We start from the raw sequence: 14,085 nt of genomic DNA on the forward strand, positions 1-14,085 counted from the left end.
ATACGTGTTACTACAATTTTAAAATAGAAGATTGACGCCACGTTTAGTTGGCGACAGTATCTTCACTCGGCCTGAGTCTCAGGCGTGAATAAATATAAAAATCGGCCGTAAAAAACCAGGAAGTAAGGGAGTTTTGAATGCTTAAAACTAATAAAATAGCTTCAGCTGTCAGATTGTCTCTGATTGCTGCTGTGTCCGCAGGTTCCTTTGGCGTTGTACATGCCGCACCTGCTGCGGATAAGTCCGCTGCTAAAACTAGTGATGTTGAACGTATTGAGGTTACAGGTTCGCGTATTAAACGTCAGGATATGGAATCTGCATCTCCTGTTACATCTATTAGTGCAGATACCATTGTGGCACAGGGTTATGCTTCTGTTGACCAATTGCTGCAAGACCAGACCTCTATGGCGGGTGCGCCAATTGGCTCTACAACCAATAACGGCGCCGATGGGATTGCTCAGGTAGACTTACGTGGTATGGGAGCAAACCGCACATTGGTATTGTTAAATGGTCGGCGTATGGTGAACTCAGGTTCTGGTGCAGACAGCGCAGTAGACTTGAATGCCATTCCTGTAGCAATGATTCAACGTGTTGAAATTCTGAAAGATGGCGCCTCTGCTGTGTATGGCTCTGACGCTATCGCAGGCGTTGTTAACATCATTACCAAGAAAGATTTTGAAGGTTTCCAATTCGATGCTAAGTCATCCTCTACCGATAAAGGTGATGGTCAGACTTATGAGTTGAATGCTCTGTATGGGTTTAATACCAATAATGGTGGTAATTACACTGTTGGTGCAGCGTATTCAAAACGTAATGGCGTTATTCAAGCTGATCGCGATTGGACTGAGAATGGCTCCAGTTCTTTCGTCCCAGAAGGTGCTTTGTGGGGTGATGGCATCAAAGCTGGTAAAGTTGTTGATGCGAATGGTAACTGGATAGATCGTACCTACGGTTATGATTATACAAAAGACAGTTATTATCAGACTCCATCCAAGCGTTATAGCGTTTTTGCTAATATGACTCAGGAACTGGGGAATGATTTGGTGCTAACAGGTGACCTGTTATACACCAAACGTAAATCTCATCAGCAGATGGCTGCTCAGCCAGCTGACATTATGCTTGATGTTTGTAACGCTACAAAAACAGAAAACTGTATTACTCTTGATTCTGCGATGACTGCGGCAGGTATTACAGCATTTGATGATGGAACCGTTGAATATCGTCGTAGAACCAACGATGTAGGTCCTCGTATTTATACTCAGGACACAGATACCTACCGTGCCTCTTTGGGGTTACAGGGGTATTTGGAAGCCGGAAACGGTTTGAATTGGGATGTTTCATATACTTATGGTAAAAACAAAGCTACTACAGGTACTGAGAACTCCATTAATGCAACTTGGATGGCAAACTCCATCTATGCAAATCAAGATGCTTGGTTCTATGGCGGTAGTATTCCTGCTGAAGATATCGACGCAATCAGCTATATGGAAACTAACCACGGTGGTAACGAACAGCATGATGTCCAGGCTAACCTGAGTGGTGATCTGTTCCAGTTAAGTGCTGGCGCAGTTAGTTTTGCTTTTGGTGCCGAGTATCGCTATGAAGAGGGCTACTATACACCAGACCCGATCATCGTTGCTGGCGATAGTACAGCAGCACAGCAGGATCCTACCAAAGGTCATTACGATGTAATTTCTTTCTTCCAGGAAGTGAGTGTGCCATTCACCGAGAAACTGACAGGTGATTTTGCATGGCGTTACGACGAATATGATACTTTTGGTAAAGCGTCAACCTGGAAAGTAGGTTTAACATATCGTGTAACTGAGGATCTCATGCTGCGCGGTGTGGTGGCTACTGGTTTCCGTGCACCTAACATCAGCGAACTGTTTGGTGGTAATTCAGGCTCATATGACTACCTGGATGACCCATGGGGCAACGCATTAGATGCGCAGTTGCTTGTTAACCGCACATCAGATAAAAATCTGAAGCCGGAGGAATCTGAGTCTTATACCGCGGGTATTGTATACTCACCAAGCTTCCTTGACGGTTTCTCTACCACCATTGATTATTGGAAGTTCAATATTACTGACGCAATTAGCCGTGTTGATGTTCAGGCTAACTTAGATGCTTGTCATGATGGTGATGCCGCGGCTTGTGCTGTTATCAATGTGACTGCAGACGGTGACTTAACAAATCTGACTGCTGCGCTCACTAACGTTGGTAAAGTTCAAACTAGTGGTGTTGATATTAACGTTGCTTATAAATTCTCTGGATTGGGGCTGGACTGGAGTATCAATAACGATGCTACTTATCTGATCAAGCATATTGAAGATGGCATTGATTATTCTGATTATGTCGATGGTAATATGGGAGGCTACGCTAAGTGGCGTAATAACTTCACCATCACCGCAGGCCAGGATGCGTGGAATGTCATGTACTACAATCGCTATATCAGCAGTATGCGTGACTATAATCTAAATGATGGTAGCAAAGCTGATTCAGTGCTATACCACAACATTGTGGGTACTTATCACTTGACTGATAGCTTGAGTTTATCTGCTGGCGTTAAGAACTTCACTGATGAGAAACCATCATACGTTTCTAACGGTAGTGATGGTGGTACTTCTCCACAGGTTTACGATGTTGTCGGTCGTCAGATATACGGTAGTGTAAGCTACAAGTTCTGATAGTTCGCGGAGTCCTATAATCTAAAAAGCCCTCGTTAAGAGGGCTTTTTTATGGCGGAAATAAATGCAATGTATTTCAGGACTAGCTACTGAAATATAGGCTCGCAAATAGAGAGCTGCATGGAAAAGGTATGGGGATTAGCCTAAACCTTTTTCGGCAGAACGCATCTGAATTAGCTCAATTTTATAGCCATCAGGATCTTCTACGAATGCTATTTCTGTGTGCCCCCCGGCTACAGGACCAGGCGCTCGGGTTACTTTTCCCCCTGCGGCTGCAATGGCTTCACAGCGACTATAAATATCCTTTTCACCAATCGCGATATGGCCAAAGGCGTTACCCATATCATATTTTTCTGTGCCCCAGTTATAGGTGAGTTCAATCACTGCGGCTCCCTTGCTTTCTTCATCAAAACCAACAAAAGCCAGGCTGTATTTGTATTGTGGATTTTCTGATTGGCGCAGTAGCTTCATTCCCATTACTTTGGTGTAAAATTCAATACTGCGTTCCAAATTACCAACGCGGATCATTGTGTGTAAAACCTGCGACATACTTACCTCTCAATTACTTATGGCTTTGTAGTTTAACTACAAAGCTAATTTACCAAAATGTGTTAACGATCACTTGCATAACTGTGTGGATGTTTGCTAGGTCACATATTAAGTCACCTGATGTTGAAATTATTGCCATATCATCAATAATGAGGTCGGTATTCACTTAGGGAGATAACAATGACCACAGAATTAAAAATGGCTTTGGGAACAACTTGTGTTATCGCGCTAGTATTTGCTGCTCTTATCGCGCAAATGTTCTGAAGAAGTGTAATCTCTTTTCACTGGCGATTATATTTTCGGTTAAGGCCGCCCCAAGAGGCGGCTTTTTATTCTGGATAAACTTTCTCTTTAAATTCACAGAGATCTTCAATAATACAGCTGCCACATCTGGGTTTTCGAGCGATACAGGTATAGCGTCCATGCAGAATAAGCCAGTGATGAACATCGACTTTAAATTCGGCAGGAACAACTTTCAGTAACTTATCTTCCACCTGTTGCACGTTTTTCCCTGGGGCAAAATTGGTACGGTTGCTAACCCGGAAAATATGAGTGTCAACCGCAATGGTAGGCCAGCCAAATGCGGTGTTAAGCACCACGTTCGCGGTTTTTCGCCCTACACCTGGCAGTGATTCCAATGCCTCCCGGTCCTCGGGCACTTGTCCTTGATACTCATCCAGTAATTTCTGTGACAGTGCAACGACATTAACGGCTTTGTTATTGTACAGACCAATCGTCTTGATAAAGTGTTTGAGGCCTTCAACGCCTAAATTCACTATGGCTTGTGGGGTATTGGCTACCGGAAATAGTTTAGCTGTGGCTTTATTGACACTCACATCCGTGGCCTGGGCTGATAATGTAACTGCCACCAATAACTCAAATGGACTGCTATAGTGCAATTCAGTTTTAGGGTGAGGGTTATGATCTCTAAGGCGTTTAAGGATCTCTATTCTTTTAGCATTATTCACAGTTGGTCCTTCACTGAGAGGATTAGTTCACCTTGGTGACACGCACACGCTGGACGGTTGTTTCTGCGACCTGGGTTTTACGGGATGCTAGCTTTTTATCGATCACATTCTTCAGTGCAATCAGCAGACCTACACCAAAAAACGCGCCTGGAGGTAGCATCGCCAATAAGAAAGGCGTGTTTACTTGCCAGACTTCTATGCGCAGTACACTGGCCCAACCGCCAAGCAGTTGGTCGGCACCATCAAACAGTGTTCCCTGTCCAAGTATTTCCCTCACCGCACCTAATACCATCAGTACCAAGGTAAATCCCATTCCCATCATTAAACCGTCAAACGCGGCTTTCAACGGATTGTTCCGCGAGGCGAAGGCTTCAGCGCGGCCGATAATAATGCAGTTAGTCACAATCAGCGGCAGGAAAATCCCCAGCGATAGATATAAGCCATATGCATAAGCATTAACCAGTAATTGCACTGCAGTTACTAGCGCCGCAATGATCATGACGAATACCGGAATACGGATCTCTTTAGGGACATAGTCCCTTACCAGGGAAACCAGTATATTTGAACCAATTAATACTGCCATGGTTGCAACCCCAAGCCCGATAGCATTGGTCAAGGTAGCTGTGACGGCAAGTAACGGACAGAGGCCTAGTAGCTGTACCAGCCCCGGATTGTTTTTCCATAATCCCTGCCAAGCGATTTCTCGATATTGGCTCATTGATTCGCCTCACAATTCATGGGTTGCTGGTAGATCATCTGTTGATTCTTTTCAAAGTAGCTAAGCGCCTTTCTCAGTGCCTTGGTATAGGCTCTGGGGGTGATTGTGGCTCCAGTAAACTGATCGATATCCCCACCATCTTTCTTGACATACCAACTCTTATCGTTACTGCTGTCAAAGACTTTGCCGACAAAGTGCTTCAGCCAGTCTGATTTGCGGCTATCGATTTTATCGCCCAGCCCCGGAGTTTCCTGCTGCGATAGGGTCTGGACTCCTAATACTGTGCCATCATTGCGTACACCCACAATTAGCTGAATTTCACCGTTGTAACCATCTGGGGCTACCGCTTCAATAGCAATTGCGACCGCCTGCCCATTTTTCATGGCGATATAGGCGGGAAGGGCTCGACGGGTTCCGAGACTCTCCGGGGCGTGTAGCAGGGTGCAGGTTTGGGCTAAATCATTGTCATGTATCGCATCAGGAATAATTTGGTGCAATACTTTCAGCAACTGCAGTCGTTGCTGTTCAGCAATGGTCTGTTGGGTCATCAGATTGACGGCAGCCACCAGCGCAGTACAGATCAGCGCAAACAAACCCAGCAGCAGTCCATTTCTCAACATTGTATTTTGCAAGATGAGTTCCTCAACCCCGTAAGTGACCGTATGTACGTGGCTTGATGTAATAATCAATCAGTGGTGCGCTGATGTTGGCCAGTAATACTGCAAAAGCAAAAGCATCGGGATAGCCACCAAAGCTACGAATGAGATATACCAGCACACCGATGATGGCACCAAATAGCAGTCGGCCCCTATTACTGGTGGCCGCAGTAACCGGATCGGTGGCGATAAAAAATGCGCCCACCATCGTGGCACCGGAAAACAGCTGCATCAATGGACTGACATGTGTCAATGGCTCCCAAGCCCAAGCAACAGCAGAACAGATAAAGAGCGCGCCGAGTACCCCGGCACTGATATGCCAACGGATCAATTTAAGCCGCAGCATCATTAAGCCGCCAGCCAGATAGGCCAAATTCACCCAGAACCAGCCTTTGCCCGTCCAACCGTTAAAAATAAGTTTTTGCAGACTATCCGCGGTTGTGATACCTGAATGCAGATCTGTCTTCAATGTATCGAGCGGCGTTGCCATCGTGGTGCCATCGATGCCAAGTCGGTAGGTATCTGCGACGGCGATTTGTGAACTGCTGAAAATAATGTGTAAGGTGTCGAGAAAACTTGCTGAGTGCTGCGCGGCAGTGATCGGCGCCACCCAACTTGTCATCTGTACTGGAAAGGCAATCAGTAGTAACACATAGGCCGCCATGGCTGGGTTGAACAAATTCTGTCCCAGACCACCATATAACTGTTTGACTATGACAATGGCGAATGCAGTACCTATCAATATCAGCCACCAGGGTGCCAAAGGCGGAATGGCGACACCCAGCAAAAATGCGGTTAATAGCGCACTGTTGTCAGAAATTGTATGGATAACCGGGCGTTGGCGTAGTTGCATAATCAACGCTTCAGCACACATGGCGACGGTCATGGCCAGTATCACCTGGATCAATGTGCCCCAGCCAAAAAATGCACATTGCACTACCAGCGCCGGCATGGCACATAGCAGAACCCGTTGCATTACCGTACTTGTTTGTAATTGGCGGTTAATATGGGGGGACGATGCAATTTTGAACGCCATATCAGTTATTCTCCTGCTCACGAGCACGTTCACGAGCCTTTTGTTTGGCTTTCGCTACAGCAGCCGCCACGCGGGCTTTTTTATCATCACTCAATGACACCGACGCATGAGTATCACCGTCTGTATTCACGGTTTCAGGCATGTTGCCCTCAGTGTGCTGCTTTGCTGCAGCAGCGATTGTGCTTGCGGCTGTGGTCTTTTCTGGCGCTTCGGTTGCAGTAGCTGATGACGCCTTCTTGGCTTTAGCTTTAGCAACGGCCGCGGCAATTCTGGCTTTTTTGGCCGCATCAGTAGTGCTTTCAGTAAGCGTTGTTGGTGCTGAGGAAGCTTCTTCTGTCACCGCGGCGTTATCTACTTCCGCTGAGGTGTTCTCAACGGCTGCTTTTCGCGCCTTCGCTTTCGCTACGGCGGCAGCTATCATGGCTTGCTTATCGGTGGCATTGGGCGCAGCAAGTTGGGCCTCGGTGTTAGGCGTGTCTGCGGCTTGAGTTCTCTTGGCCTTGGCGCTGGCGATCGCCGCCGCCACTTTAGCTTTTTTGTCTGCTGCTTGGGTCGGAGCGGACGCCGTTAGCGTTTCGGTCAACGTTGGAGTAGCTGCGATTTTTTTGGCTTTAGCCCTAACTATCGCTGCAGCAATGGCGGCTTTTTTGTCTTCCTGATTAGTGACATTGGAGCCGCTGCTTTCTTGATTTTGTGCTTTTATTCCGCTCACCGCTTCAGCAATAGTGGCCTTATTATCTGCAGTTGTTGGCGCGGGTGACTCTTTTACCGCACTCTGCGCGGCTTGTTTGGCTTTTACTCGCGCAAGCGCTGCAGCCACGGCGTCTTTTTCATTTCCTGACATGGCGCTTTTGCGTTTTTCCGCGGCTTCCCGAGCTTTAGCTTCGCGCTCTTGTTTTTCTTGCTCCATACGTAAGCTGCGTGCTTCAAAACGCATTTTGGCGTGTTCAGCGTGTAATTTTTCTTCGCGAGTTTTGCGGATCGCCGCCTTGGCCACGCGATAATACTGCACTAATGGAATATCGGACGGGCAGACATAACTGCAGCAACCACATTCGATGCAGTCCTGCAGATGGAAATTCTCCGCCTTATCATATTCAGCAGCTTTGGCGTGCCAATACAACTGTTGTGGTAACAATGATACCGGGCACACCTGTGCACATTCACCACAGCGGATACAGGAGCGCTCCTGCGGCGCATCCGCGAGTTCCTGCGCTTGAGGTAATAACAGACAGTTGCTGCCCTTGAGTACTGGAACATCAACTGTTGGCAGGGTGTAACCCATCATCGGCCCACCAACGATCACTTTGCTGTCAGGCGTGGCCTTAAAACCTGTCTGTTCAAGAATATGGCGAATGGGCGTTCCAACAGATACCCAATAATTGCCAGGCTTCTCAATATTGCTCCCCGTGACGGTTAACACGCGCTCAAGCAACGGTACTCCTTGATAAACGGCTTGTTGAATAGCAAACGCAGTTCCGACATTTTGCACCACAATACCTAAATGCGCCGGGATTGCACCGGATGGCACTTCCTGACCGGTAAGGATCTGGATCAGTTGTTTTTCGCCACCCGAGGGATATTTAGTCGGAATCACTTGAATGCTGCATTGGGACAAGGTCGAGGCCGCTAATGCTTGTCTCATGGCTTGTGCAGCTTCCGGTTTATTGTCCTCAATGGCAATAGTAGTGGTTTCTGGTTGCAGCAGTTGCTGCATCAACGCTACACCTTTAAGAATGTCACTGGCATACTCGCGCATCAACCTGTCGTCTGCGGTGATGTAAGGTTCACATTCAACACCGTTGATGATCAGCCGTTTTACCTTGCTAGCAGGATTGAGTTTGATGTGGCTTGGAAACATAGCGCCACCCATACCAGCAATCCCCGCATCACGAATACGTTGCAGTATTTGCTCATGGCTTAATGGCTCCGATGCCGCAGTGAAACTTACCGCTTCATCAAGGCCATCAGACTGTACAACACAGGTCAGCACGGGTAGGGCTGAAGGGTGGTTACTCGGTCTTGGTTCGATAGCGGTAATAATACCGGAAGTTGGGGCGTGCACCGCCAGATACATGGCGGAAATTCCACGCGTAAGCGGCTGTCCCTTTAACACTCGTTGGCCTTGTTTAATAGCCAGAACGGCCGTTTCGCCAACTTGTGGTAAGGGCAAAAAATATTCATTCGCGGGTAATAGTCGCTGGATAGGCGTGGTATTAGACAGCAGTTTCATCTCTGGCGGATGAATACCTCCTGTCAGCGGCCAGAGGACTGTATGCTCAGTGGATGCAGTTAGGCTCAATGGAAAATCCTCTTACAGCGTCTTGACCGGAATGGCATTGAGTTGCCAGTCCCAGGTCCGCAAGTCTTGTTTAACCGGAAGCATTTCAATGCAATCTACCGGGCAGGGTTCAACACATAGATCGCAACCGGTGCAGGCACTGGCAAGTACCGTATGCATCAATTTCCCTGCACCTACAATCGCGTCAACAGGACATGCTTGGATGCACTTGGTACACCCGATACACTCCTCCTCGCGAATAAAAGCGACCTTTCTTACTTGAGTTTCGGCGGTGGCGGTGAGCGGTTCTGGCTCAACTCCCATCAAATCTGCCAGCTTTTCCATGGTGGCTGAACCGCCAGGAGGACAACGGTTGATTTTTTCACCGTTGGCAATAGCTTCAGCATAGGGGCGACATCCTGGATAACCACACTGACCACATTGTGTTTGTGGCAGTAAAGCTTCGATCTGGTCGACAATGGGGTTACCTTCAACTTTGAATTTTTCGGCCGCAAATCCCAGCACAACGCCAAACACTAATGCCAGCAGTGTTAATAAAACTACAGCTATCAACATGGAAAATTCACTCTACTTGACCAGACCAGTAAAGCCCATAAAGGCCAGTGACATCAGACCCGCAGTGATCATCGCAATGGCACCGCCTTTAAAAGGTAGCGGCACGTCGGCAGCCGCCAAACGTTCACGCATTGCGGAGAACAGGATCAATACCAGTGAAAACCCGAGTGCGGCACCAAACCCATATACCGCCGATTGCATAAAGTTATGCTGCTCATTGATGTTCAGCAATGCCACGCCGAGAACCGCGCAGTTGGTAGTGATCAGCGGCAGATAGATACCTAAGGCACGGTATAAACTCGCAGAGGTTTTCTGTACCACCATTTCTGTGAACTGTACAACAACTGCAATGACCAGAATAAACGCCATGGTGCGCAGGTAGCCCAGTTCAAAAGGCTGTAACAGATACTGATCCACCAGATAACTGAGAATCGAGGCAAGTGTCAGCACAAAGGTGGTCGCCATCGACATGCCGATTGCTGATTCCAGTTTACTGGATACGCCCATGAACGGGCAAAGACCCAGAAATTTAACTAGGACAAAGTTGTTGACCAGTACTGTACCAATCAGCAACAGCAGATAATCACTCATCATATTCACAGCGTTACAATTTCTTGGCGGTTATTATCGGTGTTTCAGCCGTTATTAACAACACATGAAATATAGGGGTTAATAGGATTGTGACAATCGCAATTCAGTTTGGTGCCGTGATGCAACCAAAGCCGTGAACTCAACACCTCAGTGCTTTGTATGACAAGTTATCCCAGATTTAAGCTAAACGTAAAATTCGACTACTCGCGCTGCAGTTCCGCACTCAATGAATAAGCAGACAAGATAGATAATGGGCGTTCCCTCAGCAAAAATGACCAAGGGCGGCGGACATTAAAAGCGACGTGACTCACCATGCCAGCATGTTGCTCTGATGGCAAACATCATCAGACTATCGGTCTTGCTGGCTCACACAAGTACCAGTCGCAACAACAATGATGTAGATGTAAGTCAAAGATTCTAATATTTCATGTTATTTATCATGTTGTCACACCTATAACGTTATGGTGCTCATCGCCGATGAATTGAGTTGAGGCGCCCAGATTAAACAGAACCCACGTTAAACAGAAATAGCCCAGATTAGTCTGATAATTTTTAACGAGGAGGCCGGTAAAACGAAGATATGGTGAGAAGTGCTTTGATACTAAATCAAGCGATTCAAAATGGCTTATGGGTCTACAACAAGTGTAACAAAGTAGATATGGCTCCCCTGACTGGACTTGAACCAGTGACATACGGATTAACAGTCCGCCGTTCTACCGACTGAACTACAGGGGAACAGATATTGATAACTGCAGTTGATATGGCTCCCCTGACTGGACTTGAACCAGTGACATACGGATTAACAGTCCGCCGTTCTACCGACTGAACTACAGGGGAACAAATTTTCAATATTGCTGTATGGCTCCCCTGACTGGACTTGAACCAGTGACATACGGATTAACAGTCCGCCGTTCTACCGACTGAACTACAGGGGAATGATACAGAAATTTTATTTTGCATATATTCTTCAACGTGGCTCCCCTGACTGGACTTGAACCAGTGACATACGGATTAACAGTCCGCCGTTCTACCGACTGAACTACAGGGGAATTGCAATTAGCATCGCTGAAGAACGGAGCGCATAGTAAATCGCTCGTGCAGTTGAGTCAACTCGGCAATACAAAAAAAGCGTAATTGCAGGGCTGATTGCTTATCAAATGTTCATACAATTACTTTTTGATAGAAAACAGCGGGATTATGCTTAAAAAATAACAGCTAAGGTAAATCTATAGTGATGAAAATCTGTCCTTGTATCGGCATTTAAATAGGGCGGCAATCAATCATTTCGGGATTGGTAAACAGATCCTTTTGCGGATGTCTTGCAAACCACTAACGATGCCATGCATCCCCCTTGCTCAACCGTCAAAAAACAGGCATTGCAATGCACCGAATAAAATACTGTTTGGTCGATTTTGGGAGCACGACTGTCTGTGTATTTTGTGAGTTGCGTCTCACTTTTCTAAAGGGGACATTTTAAATGTAATTAACTTTCATAGGATGGGGCTCGCGCAAGCGTAAGGTTGAAAAATGGCAATCCCGCATGGTTACTGGGCTGAATTCAGTTATCCACTGAATCTGTGGATAACCCTGTGAGTTTGTCCGGTAAATATGCGGCAAACCCCTGAGGCTTCTGGGGTGGACTTAAATCTGCCAAAAAACTCTACAAAATATAAAAATAAATAAAAACAGCATCTTGTAAAAGTCAAGCGATGGAATAAAAGTTGAGCGGGTTTGTAATCAATTTGTAAGAAAGTAATCAAGCACCGCTGTGCATTAAATTGGTGCTTTGGCTCAATTTTATGCATAGCAAGGACAGTTAGTCATGCCGTTATTGAATTTCAGCTTTAGCTATTATTGTGCCTCCAGTTGTATTGATAAATGTCTGTTATCGGTGGCATGCCGTTTATGGCGAGGATACAATGACGGGTTAAAACGGAGGGAACAAATTCGTGTCCGAACCAGTGTTTAAATTAGTTTCTCAATATAAGCCTGCGGGCGATCAACCCACGGCTATTGCGCAGCTTGTGGAAGGTCTGGAGGCCGGGTTGGCGCATCAAACCTTACTTGGGGTGACTGGGTCCGGTAAAACATTCACTGTAGCCAACGTGATTGCGACTTTAGGACGCCCCACCATCATTATGGCGCCAAACAAAACATTGGCGGCGCAGCTTTATGGCGAAATGAAAGAGTTCTTTCCTCATAATGCCGTGGAGTATTTTGTCTCATACTACGATTACTACCAGCCAGAAGCCTATGTGCCAGCGACTAACACCTTTATTGAAAAGGATGCGTCGGTTAATGCCCATATAGAACAGATGCGCTTATCGGCGACCAAAGCGCTACTGGAGCGTCGAGATGTGGTATTGGTGGCATCGGTTTCGGCCATTTATGGTTTGGGCGATCCCGATTCCTATATGAAAATGATGTTGCATTTGCGTCAGGGCGACATCATGGGGCAGCGAGATATTCTGCAACGTTTGAGCGAGTTGCAATATACCCGTAATGATATTGAGCTGGCTCGAGGCACTTTCCGTGTGCGGGGGGAGGTTATCGACATCTTTCCGGCAGAGTCTGAGCGCGATGCAATTAGAGTGGAACTGTTTGATGACGAAATTGAACAGTTGTCAATGTTTGATCCCTTAACTGGCCACATCAGTAAACGCCTAGCTCGTACCACGGTTTACCCTAAAACCCATTACGTGACACCACGTGAAAAAATTCTTGCAGCCACCGAACAGATTAAAGAAGAGTTGCGGCAACGGCGGCAACAGCTGCTGGATGCCAATAAATTGGTGGAAGTTCAGCGTCTCACCGAGCGTGTTCAATATGATATTGAAATGATGGTGGAGCTTGGCTATTGCTCCGGTATCGAAAACTATTCCCGTTATTTGTCTGGCAGACGTCCCGGCGAAGGTCCGCCAACGTTGCTGGACTATTTGCCTGCTGATGGCCTGATGATTATTGACGAGTCACATGTGACGGTGCCGCAGATTGGGGCCATGTACAAAGGCGACCGTTCGAGAAAGACCACACTGGTGGAGTATGGCTTCCGGTTGCCGTCAGCGTTGGACAATCGCCCTTTGAAATTTGACGAATTTGAAGCGCTGATGCCGCAGACAATTTATGTGTCTGCGACACCCGGTACTTATGAAATGGAACGCTGTGACGGCGAAATTGCCGAGCAGGTCGTCCGGCCAACCGGATTATTGGATCCTGAGGTGGAAGTTCGACCCGTTGCGATTCAGGTGGACGATCTGTTGTCTGAAGTCGCAAAACGGGTAGCTGTGAATGAACGGGTATTGGTGACTACTTTGACCAAAAGGATGGCGGAAGACCTTACCGAATATCTTGATGAACATGGCGTTAAAGTGCGTTATTTGCATTCAGATGTGGAAACGGTTGAACGTGTTGAAATTATTCGGGATTTACGGAAAGGGATTTTTGACGTGCTGGTTGGCATTAACCTGTTACGTGAAGGCTTGGATATGCCAGAAGTGTCTTTGGTGTGTATTTTTGATGCGGATAAAGAAGGCTTTTTGCGTTCTGAGCGCTCGTTAATCCAAACTATAGGCCGGGCGGCTCGTAACATTAATGGTAAAGTGATCCTTTATGCTGACAAAGTAACGCCATCCATGGCGAAAGCGATGGATGAAACGGCGCGTCGTCGTGAAAAACAGCATCAATTTAACCTAGAACACGGCATTATTCCTCGAGGATTGGTGAAGCGGATCACCGATGTCATGGATATTGGCGACACGGAGCGAGCTGGTCATGGGGGACAGTCTTGGCGAAAAGTGGCTGAACCTAAAACACAATATCAAAAACAGAGTGCCGCGGATCTGGCACATGCAATAGATAGTTTGGAAAAACAGATGCTGCAGCATGCGCGCGATTTGGAATTTGAAGAAGCCGCGGCGCTCAGGGATCAGATTGCTGGGCTCAGGCGGCAATTGATCAGTGCCTGAATGAAGCAATGCCGGTGTTTATCTCCGGCATTGTTACTACTGATTTGGGATTATCCTC

The 14,085-nt window shown here is 46.9% G+C and carries 10 protein-coding genes and 4 tRNA genes; 2 read left to right on the forward strand and 12 right to left on the reverse strand.

Annotation, left to right across the window (positions count from 1 at the left end):
- Positions 1-137 precede the first annotated feature (137 nt).
- Complete coding sequence (locus J3L11_RS13255) at positions 138-2,687, forward strand: TonB-dependent receptor (RefSeq protein ID WP_189616191.1); 2,550 nt, start codon at positions 138-140, stop codon at positions 2,685-2,687.
- A gap of 138 nt (positions 2,688-2,825) precedes the next feature.
- Here the strand turns inward: J3L11_RS13255 and gloA are convergent, their stop codons facing one another.
- From gloA to J3L11_RS13315, 12 genes are all read right to left on the reverse strand, one after another.
- A complete protein-coding gene (gloA, locus tag J3L11_RS13260; protein ID WP_207571308.1) occupies positions 2,826-3,236 on the reverse strand; it encodes a lactoylglutathione lyase in 411 nt (136 codons plus the stop codon).
- Between the two features lie 329 nt (positions 3,237-3,565).
- The gene (gene nth, locus J3L11_RS13265; RefSeq protein ID WP_189616193.1) at positions 3,566-4,204 is read right to left on the reverse strand and encodes an endonuclease III; all 639 of its coding nucleotides are present in this window, start codon (positions 4,202-4,204) and stop codon (positions 3,566-3,568) included.
- A gap of 22 nt (positions 4,205-4,226) precedes the next feature.
- Positions 4,227-4,922 carry an electron transport complex subunit E gene (locus J3L11_RS13270; protein WP_207571309.1) on the reverse strand — a complete coding sequence of 232 codons (696 nt, stop codon included), beginning with the start codon at positions 4,920-4,922 and terminating at the stop codon, positions 4,227-4,229.
- Entirely contained in the window at positions 4,919-5,554 is a 636-nt protein-coding gene (rsxG, locus tag J3L11_RS13275) for an electron transport complex subunit RsxG (RefSeq protein WP_189616197.1), read from the reverse strand. Before rsxG ends, J3L11_RS13270 begins: the two co-directional genes overlap by 4 nt.
- A gap of 10 nt (positions 5,555-5,564) precedes the next feature.
- Positions 5,565-6,614, reverse strand: a complete 1,050-nt coding sequence (gene rsxD, locus J3L11_RS13280; RefSeq protein ID WP_207571310.1) for an electron transport complex subunit RsxD — start codon at positions 6,612-6,614, stop codon at positions 5,565-5,567.
- A 1-nt stretch (position 6,615) separates the two neighbouring features.
- Positions 6,616-8,916: an electron transport complex subunit RsxC gene (gene rsxC / locus J3L11_RS13285; protein WP_242695244.1), complete on the reverse strand. Its 2,301-nt coding sequence runs from the start codon at positions 8,914-8,916 to the stop codon at positions 6,616-6,618.
- Between the two features lie 12 nt (positions 8,917-8,928).
- Positions 8,929-9,471 carry an electron transport complex subunit RsxB gene (gene rsxB / locus J3L11_RS13290; RefSeq protein ID WP_189616201.1) on the reverse strand — a complete coding sequence of 181 codons (543 nt, stop codon included), beginning with the start codon at positions 9,469-9,471 and terminating at the stop codon, positions 8,929-8,931.
- A 12-nt stretch (positions 9,472-9,483) separates the two neighbouring features.
- Complete coding sequence (gene rsxA / locus J3L11_RS13295; protein WP_133040068.1) at positions 9,484-10,062, reverse strand: electron transport complex subunit RsxA; 579 nt, start codon at positions 10,060-10,062, stop codon at positions 9,484-9,486.
- Between the two features lie 659 nt (positions 10,063-10,721).
- A tRNA-Asn gene (locus J3L11_RS13300) sits at positions 10,722-10,797 on the reverse strand.
- Between the two features lie 26 nt (positions 10,798-10,823).
- Positions 10,824-10,899: transfer RNA gene (locus tag J3L11_RS13305), tRNA-Asn, on the reverse strand.
- A gap of 22 nt (positions 10,900-10,921) precedes the next feature.
- Positions 10,922-10,997: transfer RNA gene (locus tag J3L11_RS13310), tRNA-Asn, on the reverse strand.
- Positions 10,998-11,035: 38 nt separating this feature from the next.
- A tRNA-Asn gene (locus J3L11_RS13315) sits at positions 11,036-11,111 on the reverse strand.
- Positions 11,112-12,011: 900 nt separating this feature from the next.
- Here J3L11_RS13315 and uvrB point away from each other — a divergent pair.
- Entirely contained in the window at positions 12,012-14,027 is a 2,016-nt protein-coding gene (gene uvrB, locus J3L11_RS13320; RefSeq protein ID WP_133040046.1) for an excinuclease ABC subunit UvrB, read from the forward strand.
- The last annotated feature ends 58 nt before the right edge of the window (positions 14,028-14,085 follow it).

This window comes from Shewanella sp. 4t3-1-2LB (assembly GCF_017368415.1).
Lineage (GTDB): Bacteria > Pseudomonadota > Gammaproteobacteria > Enterobacterales > Shewanellaceae > Shewanella > Shewanella fodinae.

Excerpts from the sequence above, each read along its gene's own strand:
- J3L11_RS13255 (WP_189616191.1), top strand. The coding sequence starts at position 138 with ATGCTTAAAACTAATAAAATAGCTTCAGCTGTCAGATTGTCTCTGATT.
- gloA (WP_207571308.1), bottom strand. The coding sequence starts at position 3,236 with ATGTCGCAGGTTTTACACACAATGATCCGCGTTGGTAATTTGGAACGC.
- J3L11_RS13270 (WP_207571309.1), bottom strand. The coding sequence starts at position 4,922 with ATGAGCCAATATCGAGAAATCGCTTGGCAGGGATTATGGAAAAACAAT.
- rsxD (WP_207571310.1), bottom strand. The coding sequence starts at position 6,614 with ATGGCGTTCAAAATTGCATCGTCCCCCCATATTAACCGCCAATTACAA.
- rsxB (WP_189616201.1), bottom strand. The coding sequence starts at position 9,471 with ATGTTGATAGCTGTAGTTTTATTAACACTGCTGGCATTAGTGTTTGGC.
- rsxA (WP_133040068.1), bottom strand. The coding sequence starts at position 10,062 with ATGAGTGATTATCTGCTGTTGCTGATTGGTACAGTACTGGTCAACAAC.